Origin of the sequence: Vibrio sp. V33_P6A3T137 (genome assembly GCF_009904835.1) — a bacterium.
In the GTDB taxonomy this organism is placed as follows: domain Bacteria; phylum Pseudomonadota; class Gammaproteobacteria; order Enterobacterales; family Vibrionaceae; genus Vibrio; species Vibrio metschnikovii.
This window is the reverse complement of record NZ_WXWK01000077.1, coordinates 1-20670: the sequence shown is the minus strand read 5'-3', so window position 1 is coordinate 20670 and position 20670 is coordinate 1. Positions and strand designations below refer to the sequence as shown.

18 protein-coding genes and 1 pseudogene are annotated in these 20670 nt (G+C 43.0%); 9 read left to right on the top strand and 10 right to left on the bottom strand.

Annotation, left to right across the window (positions count from 1 at the left end; genetic code table 11):
- The 6 genes and pseudogenes from CAG60_RS07385 to rmf form a co-directional block, all read left to right on the top strand.
- Window positions 1-80: pseudogene (locus CAG60_RS07385) on the top strand (dihydroorotate dehydrogenase (quinone)); the annotation flags it as partial.
- Window positions 81-246: 166 nt separating this feature from the next.
- Window positions 247-792, top strand: coding sequence for a cell division protein ZapC (locus CAG60_RS07380; protein ID WP_161438632.1), 546 nt, complete (start codon window positions 247-249; stop codon window positions 790-792).
- A gap of 666 nt (window positions 793-1458) precedes the next feature.
- The gene (gene rlmKL / locus CAG60_RS07375) at window positions 1459-3606 is read left to right on the top strand and encodes a bifunctional 23S rRNA (guanine(2069)-N(7))-methyltransferase RlmK/23S rRNA (guanine(2445)-N(2))-methyltransferase RlmL (protein WP_161438631.1); all 2148 of its coding nucleotides are present in this window, start codon (window positions 1459-1461) and stop codon (window positions 3604-3606) included.
- 100 nt (window positions 3607-3706) lie between these two features.
- Window positions 3707-5626 carry an ABC transporter ATP-binding protein gene (locus CAG60_RS07370; RefSeq protein ID WP_158138440.1) on the top strand — a complete coding sequence of 640 codons (1920 nt, stop codon included), beginning with the start codon at window positions 3707-3709 and terminating at the stop codon, window positions 5624-5626.
- Window positions 5626-7311, top strand: a complete 1686-nt coding sequence (locus CAG60_RS07365; RefSeq protein ID WP_161438630.1) for a DUF3466 family protein — start codon at window positions 5626-5628, stop codon at window positions 7309-7311. Before CAG60_RS07370 ends, CAG60_RS07365 begins: the two co-directional genes overlap by 1 nt.
- A gap of 166 nt (window positions 7312-7477) precedes the next feature.
- Complete coding sequence (gene rmf / locus CAG60_RS07360) at window positions 7478-7651, top strand: ribosome modulation factor (protein WP_040904313.1); 174 nt, start codon at window positions 7478-7480, stop codon at window positions 7649-7651.
- A 170-nt stretch (window positions 7652-7821) separates the two neighbouring features.
- On the opposite strand, the gene fabA is transcribed toward rmf, so the two are convergent.
- Both fabA and CAG60_RS07350 read right to left on the bottom strand, forming a co-directional pair.
- Window positions 7822-8340, bottom strand: coding sequence for a bifunctional 3-hydroxydecanoyl-ACP dehydratase/trans-2-decenoyl-ACP isomerase (fabA, locus tag CAG60_RS07355; protein WP_004395285.1), 519 nt, complete (start codon window positions 8338-8340; stop codon window positions 7822-7824).
- A gap of 69 nt (window positions 8341-8409) precedes the next feature.
- Window positions 8410-10050, bottom strand: coding sequence for a S16 family serine protease (locus CAG60_RS07350; RefSeq protein WP_161438629.1), 1641 nt, complete (start codon window positions 10048-10050; stop codon window positions 8410-8412).
- A gap of 165 nt (window positions 10051-10215) precedes the next feature.
- Here CAG60_RS07350 and matP point away from each other — a divergent pair, with 165 nt between their 5' ends.
- From matP to CAG60_RS07335, 3 genes are all read left to right on the top strand, one after another.
- A complete protein-coding gene (gene matP, locus CAG60_RS07345) occupies window positions 10216-10671 on the top strand; it encodes a macrodomain Ter protein MatP (RefSeq protein ID WP_154168209.1) in 456 nt (151 codons plus the stop codon).
- A gap of 5 nt (window positions 10672-10676) precedes the next feature.
- A complete protein-coding gene (locus tag CAG60_RS07340; RefSeq protein ID WP_158138443.1) occupies window positions 10677-10994 on the top strand; it encodes a DUF3634 family protein in 318 nt (105 codons plus the stop codon).
- A gap of 203 nt (window positions 10995-11197) precedes the next feature.
- Window positions 11198-11566: a DUF3653 domain-containing protein gene (locus CAG60_RS07335; RefSeq protein ID WP_161438628.1), complete on the top strand. Its 369-nt coding sequence runs from the start codon at window positions 11198-11200 to the stop codon at window positions 11564-11566.
- Between the two features lie 19 nt (window positions 11567-11585).
- On the opposite strand, the gene CAG60_RS07330 is transcribed toward CAG60_RS07335, so the two are convergent.
- The 8 genes from CAG60_RS07330 to CAG60_RS07295 form a co-directional block, all read right to left on the bottom strand.
- Window positions 11586-12371 carry a DNA cytosine methyltransferase gene (locus tag CAG60_RS07330; RefSeq protein ID WP_161438627.1) on the bottom strand — a complete coding sequence of 262 codons (786 nt, stop codon included), beginning with the start codon at window positions 12369-12371 and terminating at the stop codon, window positions 11586-11588.
- A gap of 757 nt (window positions 12372-13128) precedes the next feature.
- Complete coding sequence (locus tag CAG60_RS07325; RefSeq protein ID WP_337247097.1) at window positions 13129-14391, bottom strand: secretin N-terminal domain-containing protein; 1263 nt, start codon at window positions 14389-14391, stop codon at window positions 13129-13131.
- Complete coding sequence (locus tag CAG60_RS07320) at window positions 14372-15445, bottom strand: zonular occludens toxin domain-containing protein (RefSeq protein ID WP_161438626.1); 1074 nt, start codon at window positions 15443-15445, stop codon at window positions 14372-14374. Before CAG60_RS07320 ends, CAG60_RS07325 begins: the two co-directional genes overlap by 20 nt.
- 1 nt (window position 15446) lies before the next feature.
- Window positions 15447-15812, bottom strand: coding sequence for a DUF5455 family protein (locus tag CAG60_RS07315; RefSeq protein ID WP_161438625.1), 366 nt, complete (start codon window positions 15810-15812; stop codon window positions 15447-15449).
- 1 nt (window position 15813) lies between these two features.
- Entirely contained in the window at window positions 15814-17586 is a 1773-nt protein-coding gene (locus CAG60_RS16605; protein WP_237667759.1) for a hypothetical protein, read from the bottom strand.
- 75 nt (window positions 17587-17661) lie between these two features.
- A complete protein-coding gene (locus tag CAG60_RS07305; RefSeq protein WP_161438624.1) occupies window positions 17662-17892 on the bottom strand; it encodes a major coat protein in 231 nt (76 codons plus the stop codon).
- A 270-nt stretch (window positions 17893-18162) separates the two neighbouring features.
- Window positions 18163-18477, bottom strand: a complete 315-nt coding sequence (locus CAG60_RS07300; protein WP_161438623.1) for a chemotaxis protein — start codon at window positions 18475-18477, stop codon at window positions 18163-18165.
- Window positions 18478-18547: 70 nt separating this feature from the next.
- On the bottom strand, window positions 18548-20554 hold the full coding sequence (locus CAG60_RS07295) for a replication endonuclease (RefSeq protein WP_237667758.1): 2007 nt from the start codon (window positions 20552-20554) through the stop codon (window positions 18548-18550).
- Window positions 20555-20670: the final 116 nt, after the last annotated feature.

Below are 20670 nucleotides of genomic sequence, written 5' to 3'. Positions count from 1 at the left end.
GTGCTAAGTTAGTCCAAGTGTACAGTGGCTTTATTTATCATGGCCCTAAATTGGTCAGCGATATTGTGAAGAATTTATAACGTATTGAATTAAATTCTGATTTTTAAAAAGTGACAAGGTGACATGAAGAGGAAGTGAGTAACTCATTTCCTCTTTTTTTTTATTCCATGCTTCCTAGAATGGCACTAATAGGTAAGAAATTTTTATCTGATTGGTTTGATCATCAGCAAATAGAGAGCCGGAATAATGCTAAAGCCCAGTGATAAATGGAGTTGGTACTATTCAGATAGTGAAGGCTATTTGATGCTGGACCTTGGACAAGAGATGGTCTTTCGCACTAATCTGAGTCGCAATCTATTGGTTGATTCCGCTTTCTCGAATCCTTCATTTACGGTCGATGATGCTTCCGATTACCAAACGTACAAAGAACGGATCAGCGGCCTTCAACTCACCGAGCCACGTCAGGTTGAATTGGCACTGTATTGCGTTGCTGCGAAGCGTTTCCATAAGCCTGTGCAGCCAAAGAGCTGGTTTTTTGATTATCAATCAGTCACGGATACTAAACCTGAAGAGGGTGATATTGTGGGTTTAGTAAATGGATTTAATCAAGGTTTTTTTATCGCACTTGAGGTCGGAGAGAGTGCGAGTTTGTGTGCATTAATCGAGCTAGAACCGTTTATATTAAGCACGACGAAACAGTTAGAGTTCGGTCAAGTGATTAAAGTGATGCATGACCGAATGTCCATAGCCAACCACATCCTTCAGCCAGAGCGAGTTGCTTTGGTTAGTTAGTTTCCCTCATCATTTCGTTCCTTTGTTTTATTTCCTATCGGCGTTCTGCCGATTTTTTTTGTCTCTATGTTGCCAAAACTCCCAGCGAACATTGTTAATCAACGGAAAGAGCGCGATATTCTGCGCAAAATTTAGAGATTAATTTCCAGAAACGTGACACAGCAAAGCCTTGAAAACGGAGGTTAGGAGTGTCAAAAGTTCCCGTTTTACCGTTAAATGGTGTTTTATTACAACTGTTATTTGTATTTGGTATAGTCCAGTTTTACTGTGAATAAATACTCACTTCTTTGTTGGCGCAGGGAATTGAACCTTGATTAAGGTGGGTAAGGAGGCTAATAAGAAGTGTTAACAGACAGCGGCAATAGTTTTGTAGTAAGTTTATAACGGCTTTGGAGCCAATCAATCGTCCTATCCAAAGGGTTAATTAGCTATTCGATTTAGGCTTCTAAGCTGCAATCGTGTTGGCTGTGTTCGTATCTCATTGTTTAACGATGCTCATTGGATGACAGGCTTGTCGCCGAGCTGCAGCGCCACGTTGTTTGGGTACAGATAAAGTGCTAGGGGAGTTATAACGATGATTTTTTGTAAAAATGGTCGGTTTAACTTTAGGAATGGCCTTTAATGTCAGTTATAATCTGAGGCCATTTTTACCAGTTAAAGAACCCTATGAATCAATATCTAGCAGTAACCTCAAATGGCCTTGAAAATCTATTAGCCGAAGAACTCACACAATTAGGCATCACCAATGTAAAACCCGTTCAGGCCGGGGTGAAATTTACCGCTTCCAATGAACAGATTTACCGTTGCTGTTTATGGAGTCGATTAGCTTCTCGATTTGTTCGTGTTGTTGCTGAGTTTGCTTGCCAAAATGATATGGACTTATATCTTTCGGCTAGCGCAATTAACTGGGTCAATCATTTCCATAGTTCGAAGCAATTTGTGGTCGATTTTAATGGTACTAACCGCGAAATTCGTAATAGCCAATATGGTGCGATGAAGGTTAAAGATGCCGTTGTTGATTGCTTTACTAAGAAAAACTTACCACGCCCTTCGATCAATAAAGAGCAACCGGATGTAAGAATTCACGTTCGTTTACATAAAGATAAAGCGCTGCTTGGTATTGATATGGTCGGAGCGGGTTTACATATTCGTGGTTATCGCCCGGAATCGGGCCGAGCTCCATTGCGAGAAACATTGGCTGCAGCGATTGTATTACGTAGTGGCTGGGAAAGTACCAAGCCTTTACTCGATCCAATGTGCGGTTCTGGTACCTTATTGATTGAAGCTGCGATGATGGCGGCGAATATTGCCCCAGGTTTAAAAAGAGCCAAATGGTGTTTTGAAGCATTAGAAGATTTTCAACCAGAGCTGTGGGCAGAAGTGAAAGCTGAAGCAACAGTGCAAGCGAGAAAGGGCGTCAAGAAAACTGACGCAAGGTTTTTTGGCTTTGATAATGACAGCCGTGTTTTACAAATGGCTAAAGACAACGCACGTCGAGCCGGTGTAGAGAGCTTAATTCAATTTGACGTTGGTGATGCTGCGAAGTTGACTCGTCCTGCAGAGTTTACTCAGGGGGTGATTATTTGTAATCCACCTTACGGCGAACGTTTAGGTACTCATCCCGGTCTTATTGCTTTATATACCGCTTTCGGCGCTCAATTAAAAACCGAGTTTGGCGGCTGCCAAGCGTCCATTTTCTCTGGATCGGATGAGCTATTAAGCTGTTTACGCATGCGAGCAGAAAAACAGTTCAAATTAAATAACGGTGCGTTACCGTGTCACCAAAAGAATTATCTGATTGCGGAGCGCGAACAGGCTCAATTAGAGGGGATGCAGCAAGCTCCGACGCAGCAGATTGCCCCTGATTTTTCCAATCGTTTGAAAAAAAATCTCGCGAAAATTGCTAAATGGGCGAAGCGTGAAGGCTTAGATTGTTATCGTATTTACGATGCCGATCTACCTGAATATAACGTTGCGATTGACGTTTATGTTGATCAATTGGTCATCCAAGAGTACGCGCCACCGAAAACCATCCCTGAAGAAACGGCTAAACGTCGTCTGACGGATATTATTCGAGCTGCGATTCAGGTAACGGGCGTTGATGCCAATAAGGTCGTATTAAAAGTCCGTGAACGTCAAAAAGGCAGTGCTCAATATCAAAAGATGGCTCAACAATCTCAAACCTGTGCGGTTAACGAGTATGGTGTCAAATTGTTGGTCAATCTGCATGATTACCTCGATACTGGCTTATTCCTCGATCATAAACTGACGCGCCGTCGTTTAGGTCAAATGGCGAAAGGATGTGATTTCTTAAATCTCTTTGCTTATACCGGCTCGGCAACCGTGCACGCTGCGTGTGGTGGGGCGAAGTCGACAACCACCGTTGATATGTCCAATACCTACCTAGAATGGGCAAAAGAGAACATGAAACTCAACGGTCAAGTGGGAAGACAGCACCAATTTGAACAAGCCGACTGTCTGAAGTGGCTAGATAATGCCAACGGCCAGTATGATCTTATCTTTATTGATCCGCCGACTTTTTCTAATTCGAAACGAATGGAGCAGTCGTTTGATGTACAAAGAGACCACATCTTGTTGATGAAGAATCTTAAGCGTATTTTGCGCCCAGGTGGCACGGTGGTTTTCTCAAATAATAAGCGTCATTTCAAAATGGACATGGACTCGCTGCAAGAACTTGGCCTATTGGCGCAAAATATTTCGGCTCAAACACTGCCAATGGATTTTGAGCGTAATAAGCAAATCCATAACTGTTGGTTAATCACTCATCAACCGCAACAACCAGGTTTAGTGTGACTTTAAGTGACAATGTAACTAAAGTTCAGCTTACTTACCAAGGTGGAGACATCACTTCACCTTGTTGTTTTAATCAATTAACTCAATGGTTTGAAAAAACATGGCATTAATTACCATTCATAATGGGTTGCTGGCGTTCGGTGATCATCCTTTACTTGATCAGGCTGATTTTGCACTGCAGGAAAACGAACGTGTGTGTCTTGTAGGGCGTAATGGGGCGGGTAAATCAACATTAATGAAAGTGTTGGCAAAAGAAATCTTACTCGATGACGGTAAGATGCAGATCATGCAAGATGTGGTAGTCTCACGTTTAGAGCAAGATCCTCCTCGTGATCAACAAGGCACAGTGTATGATTATGTTGCCGGTGGTTTAGCTGAAGCAGGAGAACAGCTTAGGATCTACCAAGATCTTTTGGATCTTGTCACGCATTCACCCACCGACGCCAATATTAAAAAATTATCGGCGGTTCAAGAGCAGTTGGATCACACCGGTGCGTGGCGCTTTGAAGATAGAATCAATAATGTGCTGACCGCTCTGAAATTGGATGGGCAAACTAAGCTTACCGATTTATCCGGTGGATGGCAGCGTAAAGCCGCTTTAGCTCGCGCCTTAGTGTGCGAGCCGGATGTGTTATTGCTTGATGAACCCACTAACCATTTGGATGTGACGACCATCGAATGGTTAGAAGGCTTTTTGAAAGATTTTCGTGGTTCGATTATTTTTATTTCTCATGACCGAACCTTTATCAAATCGATGGCAACGCGCATTGTCGATTTAGATCGCGGCAAGTTGAATTCTTTCCCCGGTAACTATGATCAATATTTAGTTGAAAAAGAAGATCAATTACGCGTTGAAGAAATGCAAAATGCTGAATTTGATAAAAAATTGGCTCAAGAAGAAGTATGGATCCGCCAGGGTATTAAAGCACGTCGTACTCGTAATGAAGGACGAGTGCGAGCCTTGAAAAAACTTCGTGAAGAACGTAGTCAGCGACGTGAAGTGCAGGGCAAGGTTAACCTTAAGATTGATGATGGTTCTCGCTCAGGCAAAATTGTCTTCGAAGCGGAAAATCTGTGTTATTCGATTGATGGAAAATCGATTGTTAACGATTTCAGCTTTAATATCATGCGTGGCGATAGAATCGCCCTCATTGGCCCAAATGGCTGTGGTAAGAGTACTTTATTAAAGCTGCTACTCGGTGAATTGACCGCTGACAGTGGCCGTTTGCATTGTGGTACCAAACTTGAAGTCGCTTACTTTGATCAATATCGAGAGCTGCTCGATCCTGAGAAATCGGTGATTGATAACCTTGCTGATGGTAAACAAGAGGTGATGGTTGCAGGGCGACCTCGTCATGCGTTAAGTTACCTGCAAGATTTTCTCTTCGCGCCTAAACGGGCTCGAACGCCGGTGAAAGCCTTATCTGGTGGTGAGAAAAACCGCTTACTACTGGCGCGGATTTTCCTAAAACCCAATAACTTATTGGTGCTCGATGAACCAACCAACGATTTAGATATCGAAACATTGGAACTTTTAGAAGATTTGCTTGCCAATTACCAGGGTACATTATTATTGGTGAGCCACGATCGTGAGTTTGTCGACAATACCGTGACCACCAGTTGGATTTTTGAGGGTAATGGCGTTATTGAAGAGTTCGTTGGCGGATATCATGATGCGCAGCAGCAGCGACAGCAGGTCTTACAGGCTCGCCTTGCGGATGTTGAGCCGGTAAAATCAGTCAAAGCTGTTGATAAACCAGCTAAAGCCAGCGAAGTAAAACCGAAACTTAAAAAGTTATCTTATAAGTTGCAGCGTGAGTTAGAAGAACTGCCTGCCAAACTTGAACAGTTTGAAACTGAAATTGAGACGCTACAGCTGCAAATCAATGACGCTGACTTTTTCAGCCAGCCTGTAGAGCACACACAACCGATATTAGATAAGCTAGCGGCCACTGAGCAGGCGCTCGAAGTAGCTTTTGAGCGTTGGGAAGAGCTTGAAGCGATGCAACAGGAAAGTTAATGAAACCAATAAGTAGTAACATGTTTAAGCTGACTGCGATCAGCGCGATGATTCTGTCAACCACATCAGCCTCAGCGGCACTGTATCAAGTGATTGAGGTTAAACCTCAAACTACTTTTGCTTTTGAAAGTGTTTATGGAGTCGCGATTCAACCGGGTAATGTTGTCGGTGATAATTCATTAGGTTGCTTTGCCGATGGGACAACAGATTGTGAATCGTCGTTTAAACTTGCCGGTGAAACTCGCCTTGTCGCCACCCATGCTGGACAAGCTATCGACGGTCTCAGTTACCGTGAAGAAGCACCATTTGGGATAGATAACGGATTTATCTATGTACAAGATGACGAAAGAGATTTTGAGCGTTATTGCCGTTCGGAACTACGCTATGCGATTTGCGAAACTTGGGCAGACATTCGTTGGAATATTTGGAAGAAAGAAATTAATGGCGATCAAACGCCAAACGCTATCGCTTTTGTTGAAGGTCAAGCGACCCCCATTGATGAAACTAAGAATGTCGCCGTCAATAGTTTAACTTCAGATGAAAAGCCTATCGGAATTAAAATTGCTGCCGGTGATGTTACTGGTTCACGACGTAATTCAGTGAAAGCCTTAGTTGCCAATACTCGTATCAATATCGATGCTGGCTTGCAAACTCGCGCTTGGAAAACCGATGGAACTTATACGGTCGGAAGTGTCGCTCACGAAAAAACAAATAACCAAGGTAACTTTTATACCTCCAAAGGCGCGATTTGGGACAGCTTAGGTACAATGACGGAAATCCCTTGGCAAACGACAAATCCAGAACGAGATAATCGTTTAGCTCAAGGTAGTCTGCGAGATGTTACGGTCAAAGACGGTAATATTTACGCGGTAGGTTATAACACCTTCTATGATGACCGTAATTTTATGCAAGCCAGCGTTTCTTCGGTAAAAGTGGGAGAAAGCAATTGGATTACTAAGCCGGTTACTGGAGCAACCGTACGAGAAAACGGTACTGGCGGTGATTTTATTCACTCTCATTCGCTGTTAACGGCAGTCAATGAGCATGGTATTGCGATTGGTGAGGCTAAATTATCTCGCGCTGAAAGTGGAGCTTACGCAAATCGCTTATTTGTTGTTCCAGAGATTAACGATCCTAAAGCCAATTTCTTAAATGGCAGTCTCTTTTTTGCTGGAGCAGGAGGCAAAGCGGGGGCCATTAATAACTTTAATGAAATCGTCGGTCAGATTGATACCGAAGAAACCCGTGAAGTGGGCGGAAAACCGCGTCGTAAGCGAGGGTTTATCTATCCTTATGGCACTGAGCTTCAAGGTAGTGTTCCTGAGCGTCAAGCCATTTTCAACAATCGGGCGTGGTTATTGGATGATTTAACCAATGGTAGTGAGTTTTCTGATAATAACCAATATCGAATTATTGCGGCTAACGATATTAATGATGCCGGTGTAATCGCGGCCACTGCACTAAAATGTACTGGTGGTTATGACTCGACTGCGCATAATGCCCAATGTGGCGCAGGGAAAGGACAAGAGAAAACGGTCGCGGTTAAATTGGTGCCAATTGCAGGCAAGACCCATGAGGACATCTCTCCTCGAGGTATGGATGATCTAGTGGTAGAGCGTAATGGCGCTGGACTGGGATTGTGGTCTTTGATTCTTGGCGGCTTACTTTGGTTCCGTAGAAAATAGTTAAAATTTGTCAAACGAGGCATAGGTTCACAATTTTGGACTTATGCCTTTTTTATTGCTTGAGAAAGGGACGCTTTTGGTCGATTCTTAATGATGTGGTCATAAAAACACCACATCATTTTAATAGTTGTACGTTAGAAACAAGTTACTGTATGAGGACTGCACTATGAAGAGACAAAAGCGTGATCGCCTGGAAAGAGCGCAATCTCAAGGATACAAAGCAGGATTGAACGGACGTTCTCCTGAGGAGTGCCCTTATCAACAAACAGATGCTCGCTCATATTGGCTAGGTGGTTGGCGTGACGCCAGAGATGATAAACACTCAGGTCTCTACAAATAATTTGCCACATACAACATGGTTCTAAGCCCCGAAAGGGGCTTTTTATTACGCTATACAATAGAACATCATTTTAAACCATCCATCTAATGCACTATAACTTAAGATATTTGTTAAGAATAAAACAGCCATAAGGGCTGCTTCATTCTTAAACTACCTAGATAAAAGTGGCTTTAAAAAGCTGATGTATCTTGGAAAAGACCAACTTTTAAGTCTTTGGCAACGTAAATTTCTTTGCCATCAACCAAGACTTTACCATCAGCGAGGCCCATGACTAACTTACGGTTAACCACGCGCTTCATGTGGATCTCATAAGTCACTTTCTTTGCCGTTGGTAAGATTTGTCCGGTAAATTTGACTTCACCAACGCCCAATGCTCTTCCTCTGCCTTTTCCGCCAACCCAGCCGAGAAAGAAACCAACCAATTGCCACATAGCATCTAGACCTAAACAGCCGGGCATAACCGGGTCACCAGGGAAATGACAATCAAAAAACCAAAGATCAGGAGAGATATCCAATTCAGCGAGAATGAGTCCTTTTCCAAAATCGCCTTCTGTTTCTGACATTTTACTCACACGATCCATCATCAACATATTAGGGGCGGGCAGTTGAGGATAACCTTCACCAAATAGTTCACCACGGCTTGAGGCTAGAAGATCTTCACGATTATATGAGTCACGTTTATTGTGCATAGTACTACTCCAATTTCAGATAGGAAGCATGTTAGTGAACGCATGTACGCTAAACAACTCCGATCAGTGTTAGATAAACCAATTTTTTATTCTTTCGACTATTCCGGGTGTTTGAATATGTTTTTCAAAAAATTCAATACGTTCGGCAATTTTGCTGATCACGCTTTCTTGATCATCGCCTCTAAATGGCTTGTTCATCAAAATAGGGATAGCTTCATCCACCGTAGAGACAGGCCAGATATTAAACTCACCGTTCTTAATACTTTCTACGACTTGAGAGTGCAGGGCGAGATGTTTTAAGTTACTTTTAGGAAGGATAACCCCTTGCTGCCCCGTAAAACCATGATGCTGACAAACTCGGTAAAAGCCTTCAATTTTTTCATTCAAACCGCCCACGGCTTGAACTCGGCCAAATTGGTCAACCGCGCCAGTGACAGCAATTTGTTGATCAATCGGATATTCTGATAACGCACTGACTAAAGAACACAATTCGGCCAGCGAAGCACTATCGCCATCCACCTCACTGTATGATTGCTCAAAGACCACGGAAGCAGAGAAGGGTAATGGCACATCAAGATGAAGAGCACTGCTGACAAAGGCTTGCATAATCATCATTCCTTTAGCGTGTAAATTACCGCCCAGTTCAACTTTACGTTCAACATCAGCAATATCACCATCGCCAAAATGAATCACACAAGAAATTCGCGCTGGCTCGCCGTAAGATGTCGGATGGCCAGCAACATCAATAACCGTAAGTCCGTTGACTTGTCCAACATGTTCACCTTGTGTTTCAATAATCACTTGCCCATCAAGAATGTCATCTAATGCTCGTTCTGGAAGATAAGAGGCACGATAGTAACGTTGATGGATAGCCTGTTCCACGTGCTGCTGTTCAATCGTTTGCCCTTGAGACTCAATAGCAGACTCTTCGAGTAGTGAGCGATGCCACATGACACAGAGTGGCGCATAATGCTGATCCTCTGTATAACGGGCGCCCGCAGTCATCACAGTTTTAATCGCCTCTGCGGTAAGTAAAGGTAAATCATAGCGTTGAATTAACCAACGTAGATATCCTAAATAGGTCAGCATGCGATCATTTTCAATTTTAATGTCGAGTTCCATTTCACTAAACAGACATAATCCAGCATGAATGTCTGAATCGAGAAAATCGATATCACCGAGTTGATGACGATCACCGACAACAATCAATTTAATGTTATAAGATTGATTGATAGGGGTCTGCAGCAGCGATTTTTTGCTCACGTTAATAGGGGATACGGGTTCACCGAGTACCGCCGCTTTTAACATTGGCCAGCAGAGTGGGTTAGCAAGCAATAGATTCGCTGAAATGATCAAATAACCATTATCCGCTTGTGCTAATAAGCCATGAGTTTGATCAATAACTTGACCATTTTTAGCGGTGACTTGCCCAAATAACATGGTCATGTCGAGCGTTTCAGTTCTGACTACTGGTACACGATGAGTATTTTCAAGATGCTCTTGAATCAAACAACGATAAATGGAGTTATCTGGCGCATTGAACAGCAGAACTCGGCTAAAACCCTGTATATGTATGAAACGTTCAATCGCTTGTAACAGTCTTGGTTGAGTGTCGAAAAACGGCACCGCCGTTAATTGCGCAAACTGAGCCAGCGGTTCATTAAAATCGTCATACTGGGGCGTTACTAAACGCCAGATATCTTGTGTCATTGAGTCATCGAAGTGATTAAAAGGATTGAAATTATATAGAAAAACCCTGACTACGAATAGCTTTGTTATCAGGAATACTCATTAGAGCATTTTTATTGCTATGATTGAAACTCAGCAAAGGTTGGGTTACCCTGTCACTATGCTTTTATATGGACTTTGCCGACTATGAAATATCAACAACTCGAAAATCTGGAATGTGGTTGGAAATGGCAGTATTTAATAAAAAAATGGAAAGATGGTGAGCAAATTACTTGCCATATTGATCGTAGTGAAGTGGAAAACGCGATAGTAAAGCTCAAATCTATTGAGTATGAACCCACCTTAGTACTCGATTGGATCGCACAACATATGGCTCCCGAGCTAGAAAACAAGTTAAAACAAGCCATTCGTGCTAAGCGCAAAAGGCATTTTAATGCTGAACAGTTGCACACTCGTAAAAAGTCGATTGATCTCGATTATCGCGTATGGGAAAAATTATCCTCAAGAGCTAACGAACTCGGTTGCACTTTATCAGATGCGATTGAGTATCTACTCAGTGAAGCATCACGTAGTGAAAAAGCAAGCCGCGCGGTGAGCAGTTTAAAAGAAGATCTTAATAAGTTGTTGTCCAATGAGGAGTAAATGAAATGCTGTATGTTATTGTTATTGCGGCAATCGTCATTTTTTGGTTAGTCGCGGTCGATAGACCAATTTTAAAAGTTACCTTCAAATCAGGGCACATAGTAGCAAGCAAGGGGCATTTTCCCGCTACTTTCAAACATAATGTCTGTGAGATAGCAGAGACAACGCCATTTGATGGTCAGATGAAGGTTTACCATCAAAGAACCGGCATGAAACTTATCTTCTCCAAACAAGTACCTAAAAAAGTTCAACAACGGATTCGCAATGTATTTCCTCATCAAGGCTTTAAGATCTCAGGACCAAAAGCCAAAAAAGGTCGATAGCTTTTTACGCACGAAATACGGGGCTAATACAGAGGAGTAGCTAATGGAGAAAAAGCTGAGTCGAAAATTGGGTGTTCAGGGGCAATCCACGATTGAATGTTCCCTTTTAACACTCATCCTTAAGTGCACATTATGTCGCGTTATGTTTAAAACTATTGCATATGTTAAAAATATAGAATCTCTCACTTTTGAGAGATTAACATATGAAGTATCACGAAATGAGCAAAAACTATATTTTTCGTGAATTGCAATGCCAATTAACAATCAAACAAACCGCCGAACTTTGTTTTAAAAGTGTGAGAACAGTCAAACAATGGGACAGCGGAAAAATGATACCGCCAGAATGCAAACGGCTTATGAGAATGCATGCGGGATATGAGTTGAATAAATCGGAACAATGGCAAGGGTTCAAAATAGTTAATGAGCAACTAATTTTACCAACGGGACAAGCACTATCACCTCAACAAATATTAATGGGCGCTGCACTTGTCGAAATTTCAGCGAGTGACGACATTAGAACAAGGTCAAGACTACTGAAGTATGCCAGAGCAATTTCAAAACTGATGAAGTAAAAAAGGGGCTTAGGCCCCTTTATTTATTACTTCTTGCCCTTTCAGCTCGTTTTCTACATGCTGAGGAGGCATAAAGCTGGCGTCCGACAAGTGAGACACCACAGCCACAATTACAAGACACGCTTTTATGAACCGGTTGAGTCACACTTTTATCATCCTGGTCAGTCACATTATAATAATCTCTATCAATTAAAGACGCCAAAACGTTACCAAGAGGGAGAGGAACGCCATTACCAACGGCACGCTTTTTACCCTCAACAGTAAATGATGGTAAATCAAAAGAATCAGGCAGACCTTGCAGCTTTTTTAACTGAGAAAAAGAGCGACAATCCGAAGCAGTTACGGCGGAATAAGTCGTATCTTTTGTGACATGAATGGGAGGGTTGAGCTTTACTCCATTTTTAGAGCCAAATTGAAAATGGCGCAATCTGCTACAGTCAGTATACCAAGCTAGATTTAAAGGGAATCTTTGCCACGAATAACCCTCAATTTTCAAGTTAGGAACACGAGCCACATTCTCTAAAAGAAACCAATCAGGGCTTGACTCTAACACTATACGTTTATATTCATTGAGCATTTCTAGCCCGTAACCCGTTGGCTCATTTCTGTTAAGCGAAGAAAACTCCTGACAAGGTGAACCACCAATAACACCTGAAAAAACGCCCTTAGGAACGTGAAAATCCCTGATATCTTGACCAAGTAAAATATCAGGGCCACGTACAACACAAAAGCCGCGACGCTCAAAAGGCTTAGAAAAAAGGTCAATGCCGGGGAATAAAGAAAGAATCAATCTATTTTTTTTCACTGCTTTAGCCCCAAATAAGTCACGAAAATCGAATACCGGTTAGTCACATTTTAAACACAGCTTCGTGACTTGTCGACCGATAATATCTGTGACATATCGATTGATGGGTAACTAGCGCGCGGATTTGACATAGGAGATAACAAGTTGTTTCTTTCCGCTTGCTCAAACCAAAACCAAAGGACTGAAAACTACTAACAAACGATAAAACTGTTTGTTAGCAGCATTCAGTCCAGTCATGAGTAACTAGCGCGCAGATTTGACATAGATGATCACAAATAGTTTCTTTCCGCTTGCTCAAACCAAAACCAAAGGACTGAAAACTACTAACAAACGATAAAACTGTTTGTTAGCAGCATTCAGTCCAGTTATGAGTAACTAGCGCGCGGATTTGACATAGGAGATAACAAGTTGTTTCTTTCCGCTTGCTCAAACCAAAACCAAAGGACTGAAAACTACTAACAAACGATAAAACTGTTTGTTAGCAGCATTCAGTCCAGTCATGAGTAACTAGCGCGCGGATTTGACATAAATGATCATAAATAGTTTCTTTCCGCTTGCTCAAACCAAAACCAAAGGACTGAAAACTACTAACAAACGATAAAACTGTTTGTTAGCAGCATTCAGTCCAGTCATGAGTAACTAGCGCGCGGATTTGACATAGATGATCACAAATACTTTCTTTCCGCTTGCTAGACCGAAAACCACTAATAAACGATAAAGCTGTTTATCAGCGGTTTTCCGGCCAGTATTGAAATATCTATAACACCGTTGTTTTTATTATCATTCTTAGCTCTTTGTTCACGTCAGATGTCGAGGTTGAACGGAAAAGAGGGCCAAGCAATGGAATATCCTTGAGGACCGGAACACCTGTTTCAACGTCTCTCTTTTCTGTCGAAATAAGGCCACCGAGCACGATTGTATCGCCGTTTTGCAATATGACTGTGGTGTTTAGGGTGCGCTTGTTTGTGATGATGTCAGAGGCAACGGTTGAGTTAGTAACAGCGCTGCTTTCTTGGTTGATTTGAAGTACAACTTGTTCGCCGAGAACATGCGGTATTATCTCCAGAGTGACACCGACATCACGGCGCTCGATGCGTTGTACTGAGTTTCCGCCGCTGGTCACTTCGGAGGCCACGAGAAACGGCACGTTTTGACCCACAGAAAAGTAACCGCGCTCCCTGTCCATGACAAGCATGTTAGGGCGACTCAAAAGGGCGGTATTGTTTTCACTGGCAACCGCTTTTACCAGAGCGTTAAAGTCGCCACCCTCAAAGATGAAAAGGTTATCTTTCAGTCTGTTAGCTGCAATCGTGTTAATGCTGAATCCAGCATCTTTAAAAGCGGCAGTGAGATTAACGCCCAATTCCGATTTATTCCCGATTTCAGTTTCAGTAATGACTGCTTCCACAAAAACTTGGCGCTGTGGTAAATCAATCCCCTGCAAAATCAACTCGATTTGCTCAAGTTGAGGCAAAGTTGCTGTCACTATAATCGTGTTCGTAGTCGGCAAGACCTCAACTGAATTTAGTTGCTGTTGGCCCTCTTTTTGTTGTGCTGTTGAGCGCAAAACAGACGTTACCAAGGGAGCTACTTTTGTGTTCCTGACGAACTGGAATCGATACAGCCGAACATAAAGCGGCTCAACTGGTAGCTGTATTTCGTCATTGATAGTGATTAAGTACGAATTGCCATCTTTAACCAGTTGATAGCCGTGGGAGCGGAGAACGCTGTTAAAAAAGTCGGGATACTCCGCTGGCACTAGGTTTGGAGCCGTAAAGCTAACAGAGCCAGTGACGCCAGCACCGAGCAATATCTTTAAACCTGTTTGTCGACTGTACCAGCTCACAAACTCGGCTATAGGGGTATTTGTTGTCTCAAATACTTGCTGTTCGTTGGCGCGGGCGGGGGAGACTAAGAAAATGATAGACACCAACGAAAAGATGAGATACATTTTTAGGTTTTTTGATATTTTTTTAGTTTTTTGCACTTTATTAGTGCAATTAGCAAGATACTTTTTCACTTTGCGCCCCCGCTTCAATTGTGATGCTACAACGTCCGTCTGTTGTGAATGTATAGCCCTCGGCTCTCAGGTCATGTGATGATAATCGTTGGCCGTTTTTATCAAGCTCAAATTGCAAGGGCGAGTTAGGTAGAGCGCTGTAGCTAACAATGCGATAGCCGCTTATCAGTTTTTTTAAATCAGCTTGGGGCGTTTGCTCTACTTGCTGAACAATTTGCGTTTGTTGTGGCTCTGGCTGATTTAAGTAAAAGAAGACGTACGACAGAACGCCGCCAATGCCAATCATAAAAAATCGATTGGTTTTTCGTAGGTAGATTTTAGTAATACGCATGATGTTTCTCAGTGTGTATTTGACTGTATAGCGCCCATGGGTGTAATAAGGCGGTATAACGCTGTATAAGCCGTGCGGATAGTTGTTCATGAACATCTGTTTGGTGTCATAACAACTGTAAAGCGATTCGCCCCACTCAAGCCACTTATCCACGGTAAGCGAGTTAGTGTTATCGCCGTATTTGACGATGCCAACATGCAACTTGGGGAACTTGATTTTTAGTTGGCCAAGCGTAAGCGCAGAGACTATCGAGGAAACGAACGGGATGCGGAGGCGGTCCATTCGTCTGCAAAAAACAGTATGTTCAGCTAAGGCAAGCCTGACCTGTTTATCAACTATCGATATATCTTGAACGATGAAAATCACGTCCCATCCGTATTTTCGGATGTGTAAAAGGTGGTCGATTAATTCTTGGCGTCCTTTATCGTTCCATGTGCGAGAGTTGAACCACGTCCCACACTCATCGAGAACAATTAACCCGTCTTTTGTGACATCATAACTTTTGTTGCCATAGCCGAGCGCTTTTAAATCGTGAACAATGGGCTTGTCCGGTAGGCGATAGAGACGGGTGTTTTTCTTATCGCGTCCTATCATTTCCTTTAAATTGATATTGAGGTTAGTTGCAACGGGAACGCCACGTAGTAGGGCTTCACGTATGCGACCAACCGCACTCAAACTTTTACCACTGCCAAGCTTGCCAGTGACAAAATAAACCGATGCCATACTAACTACTCATCTTAATAATGGCGAAGTACTGCCATGACCAGACCCAACGAACGACCTTAGCGCTCAAGATGGTTGATAGACAGGGGATGGCATTAGTTGGCATGAACATAGACCATGCTTGTGTAATAGACGGGTGAACAAAATACGAGAGCGTACCAAGCATTGCATAGAGCGCGACAGCCAGCGCCACAGTAATGCTGACGATGAGCGTTAAAATCGTAGCATTAATAACAAGGCCAGAAGCTACACGCTTCGACCACCATCCCATGATGTTTGCAGCCAAGCCACCGATAAAAGCGGCAAGGGCTGGAACTTTCAGTGCTTTGCTTGCACCCGTTAAAACGGGGAGTAAAAATCCTGCCATGTTACATTCTCCGGCTCATATAGGGGACGCCATGGGGCGTTACTTGGTCCAGCAAGATGTTCATCAGCGCGTAGACCGTGTAGAGATAAAAAACAAAACTCAGTATGTCTTTTAAGAACTGAACAGAGTCACACGTCATTTGAAAAGTGAATTTACCGAACTGCAACGTATCGAAGTCGCAAGGCTGTGAGGCTGGAAGCAAGTCAATAAACAAGCCAACAAGGGCGCGGCCTTCTTTCTCAAGCGGCTGAAAGCGTTCTGAACTGGCTTCCTGAGCGATTTTTTCAAGATATTCGGCAGTAACACGGTCATCAATGTTCATTGCTGATTGAATGGTTTCATCGTAAATACGTTCTATGTAACCCGTGGATAAACCGTGTTCACCCTCGCACGAACGAGAGTCTTTATTAGGGTCGCAGGGCTGACCGAATTCTAAGCCAGCGATAGATTCGGATAACCCAGCAATGGATTCACTGACTTGATTTGTTGCGGCAATTTGACCAGATGAGGCTTGACCAATGGCATCAATGATTCCGTCCGTTGATTCATCAAATAAACCATCGAGTTTTTCTCCGAGAGAGTCGCCGAACTCGTTAAGTGAATCGGCTTGTTTATCCGATGCTTGACCAATCGCTGAAACAATTTGCTCAGATGATTGCGCGTTAGCGTTGGTTATCGTTTCTGATAAGGAATTGACAGATTTAGTAATTTCAGTGGTTTGTTGCTGCATTAATAGTTTGTTGTTTTCAGCAATTTTTATGTCTTGATTCATCAAATCGACAATGCTTTGACCTACGTTATCCGTGGTCTTGTGTAAGCTAAAAAGCTGAGCATTAAGCGCGTTGAAGCCCTCAATATTTTTGTTTGTTGATTGAGATATTAGGTTGCTCAAGTTGCGATTAGTCGCGTGAACCGCTTGAATAATGCCCTCATCATTGCCTTGATAAGGCGGCGGGCTTGGAATTGAAGGCGGAGCAACAGTGTCTATCGGTGGAGCTGGATTACTACCCGCGCCGCCCTGAAATGGTGGATTCTCAGGGACTGGATTTGTCGGGTCGGGCAGTGGTTCCGGCTGAGTAGGTTCGGTTGGCTCAGTCGGGTTCGTTGGGTCTGTTGGTTCCGTTGGATTTGTCGGGTCTGTTGGGTCTACAGGGTCAATCGGATTCGTTGGGTCTGTTGGGTCTGTAGGTTCCTCTGGCTCCGTTGGGTCAGTCGGTTCGGTTGGTTCCTCTGGCTCGATTGGTTCGTCAGGTTCGCCGTAGTGCGGGTTGTCGTCAAAATCACCTTTCTCGCCGACACATTTATTACCAGTGTAGAAAAAAGAACGGACAAGTTCACCGCCGGAATTAGAATAACTCCGCATCGCCTCGCAATGGTTTGATGTGTTGCAATAAAGCCTAGGCGCGGTGATTGGTCGGTCAGAAGGGGGAAATGGGGTAGAAGGCGGTGGAGCGTCTTTTGCTTTTAATGATTCGCAAACATCCTCCTCCGGCTGTTCACAAACGCCTGTAGATTGGTTTAATTGAGTTCCAGAAGGACAAGAAGAAACAGGGTAACAAATTAGAGTCACACCCCATGACATACGTAGAGCATAAAAACCGTGTCCATCTTGACGCCATTCACCGTTGAGTAGTTCGACACTGTTAAAATCAATATGGGTGCCAACTCCATAGCGTTCAAATCCGTCTTGATTAACACGGCAAAGCTGTGGGGCAGAGTGAGAAATAGATGAGTAGAACAGTAAAAATAAAAAAATTAAATAATAACGTTTCATGTGAATAACCAGTAATTAAAAAGGGGCCTAAGCCCCTTTTTATATTCCCAAAAAAGGGGCAACTTAGTGTGTAAATTAAGTCGCTTTGTTTGCGCCTTTCTTGGTTAGCTTGAGACCGACCATAGCCACTAGAACAGTGGTACCGACGCCCCACATCCAGCCGATGATAGTATCGGTAAAGTCCTTAACCGAATCTAAAGCAGCTTGCGCGGCAGGTGGAATTTCAGCATAAGCGCCAGTTGATGCAGTAGCAGCCATGGCTGCAATAATTACGGCCGTAGCCAGTTTTTTCTTTGATTCCAACATAACGTTGTTCTCCAATTGATTTATGATGTTGTGGAAATACTTTCCACGGCTTTTTTAAATACGAGTAACTTATAAAAAGCTACCCATCCGATAGACCAAGCGCCAATAAATGAGCCAGCTAAAAACATTAATTCATCCATTAGCGTTGACCTCCGGAAATCGAACCGAGCGCAAATAAAACAGCAATTAAACCAACGAATATCATAAGATATAAGCTGTCGAGTTTTGACATGAGTTCTATAAATTGCGCATCGGTCATTTTAAATTACCTTACTTGTTATTAGCGTCAGGTAAATTAAATAGGTGGAATCCGGTAATTTGGACCATTTTCCCGTCATCGTTACCGAATTTATTATCTTTGTACTGAACATTGAAAGAAGTACGCTTACCAACCAGCTGTTTAAGCAAAGCGCCAGCCTTGCCGTTTTCCCAAAGCTCAGTAGGTACGGTCACTTCGATTTTATCCGTTGGATAAGTAGTAATTAGATGAATTTTACCAATGGTAAATTGCTCACCAGTACCATATTTGGTTTTAGTTTCTTGGATAATATCCGACTCATCCAAAATTAAGCCTTCCATTTTCATAATTTAGTTACCTGTTTATTTAGTTAAAAGAAAAAAGACAGTTATTGACACAAGTCCAAGGGAAATTATCTCAACCTATGTCAGCCGCTGCGCGGCTAACATAGGCCGAGATAATTTCCTCAGGAACACCCGTTAATACCATGGCTTTTATTTCTTCGCAGAATTCAATATGCGCTAAGTGTTTTTCATAAGCGATTTCATTCATGCGCTGATAGTGTTGTTCGCGCTCTAAAACATCAAAGAAATCGGATGTACCATCCATAATTTGTTTCTGAGCAGCTAAATATTTCTCTTTATTCTCGATAGCAAAATCAGCAAAGCGAGTTGCTAAAAATACATCTTTAAACATTAGCCCCATTATTTTCGCGTGGGCCATATCGCCGTAACGAGTGGTAGACAGTTCGCCGGACATAAGTAATTTTTCAATAGTCTTTGGAGCGTCATAAGCAATTTTGACCGCTTCCTCACCACGCTTAACAAATACGCCGCCCATCGCATAGCAAAAGGCTTTCCAGTCTCCAGCGTCCGCCGCTTTGCGAATGGTTTCTAGTTGAAAATGTTCAGTGGTATCTAAGTCAGTAAACATGGCGTCATCTTCTTTAAATTCGTTACGTAAGCGGCGCATGTTACGCCAAACCGATACAGGGGGACCGCCGACAAATTGAAACTGGCGGATACCGTTCACACGTGCAAATGATGTAATGCGTTCAGCGAGTTCAATACCGTCTAAATTGGTTTTTAAATCCTTATCAACGTGTTTACCGTCAATGGATTTAGATATGTATTTAGCAATGTAACCAATCGCCGAACCGCGAGAAAAATCAATCTTTTCAACAGTAAAGCGGTGTTTCTTCGCACCAGGTTCATTTGGAGTGTCGCGCATGGCGTGGTGGCACATTAAGTTAGTTACATGCTTTGATACTGTTGAATGACAGAACAAAAGAAAGTGATGATGCGGGGTTCCGTCTTGATGCGGCTCAACGATGCGCATCCCGTAAACTTTAATACCTGCTTTGTTAATGTCTTTTCTAAATTGCTTCCAAACGCTCATTAGATGAACGTGAGCATCACGAGCCGAAGGTTTGCCAGCGTCTAGCCATTTCTTGTTTTGCTTGCCCTTGGAAACAGGGTGAAAGCGACTAGGCGCGGTAATAGTCAGGAACAAAGCATCATGGCCTTGCTCCTTAGCGATTTCTTCAAAGCCACGTAAACGAGTGAACATTTCACCACGTCTAATTTCAGGGTTAGCGATTGAGTGGTCATGAATGTCTGATAGTTCATGAAATTGCTCAGGATTTGCCTTGTCATAAACGACCATATTTTCAAGCATTGCGCGGTTGCGTTTCTTTTGTTCGCGTTGGCGCTGAACTGAGTAATCAGAGCAATAAGGCTGTTTAGCGCGTTGAACGAGTTCTAAATCACGTGCGATTTGCTCAAGCTGAAAAGCGCACTTTTTACGAAGCTGGCGACGTAGCCAAATTTCATCACAAGCACGAGCTACTAAGCTGTGCAGCTCGTTAGCTTTTCTTTTTGCATCAATGTATGAATCAGCGAAACCAAGACCAAGATTAGATAGAAGCGCTTGAGCTTTTGCAAAGCGGGTTTCTGAATCGTCAGAGCAACGAGCGATAGCAAGAAGATGGTCACGTGCTTTGTTTTTTGCTAAGTCACAGATTTGGTCATCTGGCATAGCGTAAGAATAACCGTACTCTTTTAAGCGCTGGCTAGCCGACTCGACTTTTTGAGCCGCTACCGTGGCACTTTTAACTTTCATGCAGTCAGTGAAAGCGCGTTTCATATGATGCGCAAAGCCATGATGTGAACGAAAAGTTCGCACCAAAGAGGCACAAAGCGGAAGAGGGCGAGCGCGAAAAGGTTCACTATCGAGTGAGCGAGTTTTGATTTTCATACGTGGGGAAATACGTTGACCGCCAAAAGCTCGACTTTGGTCTGTATGGTCTACGTATGAAAAAGGAAGCGCAACAGAACGAACGTGTGGTGAACGTGTCAGAACAGAAACAAATTCAACGTATTCGTAAGTATCAGTTGCTAAATCGTGAACCAATTCGCGCCCCATGACTAGCACTCCTCGATTAAAAATGAAAGTGAGCAAGTAGAATAACGGCGCTCCAAATAAGGAAGAATCTTTGATGCAGAAAATAAACTAAAATGCTTTGCTTCACTTAAAATAGA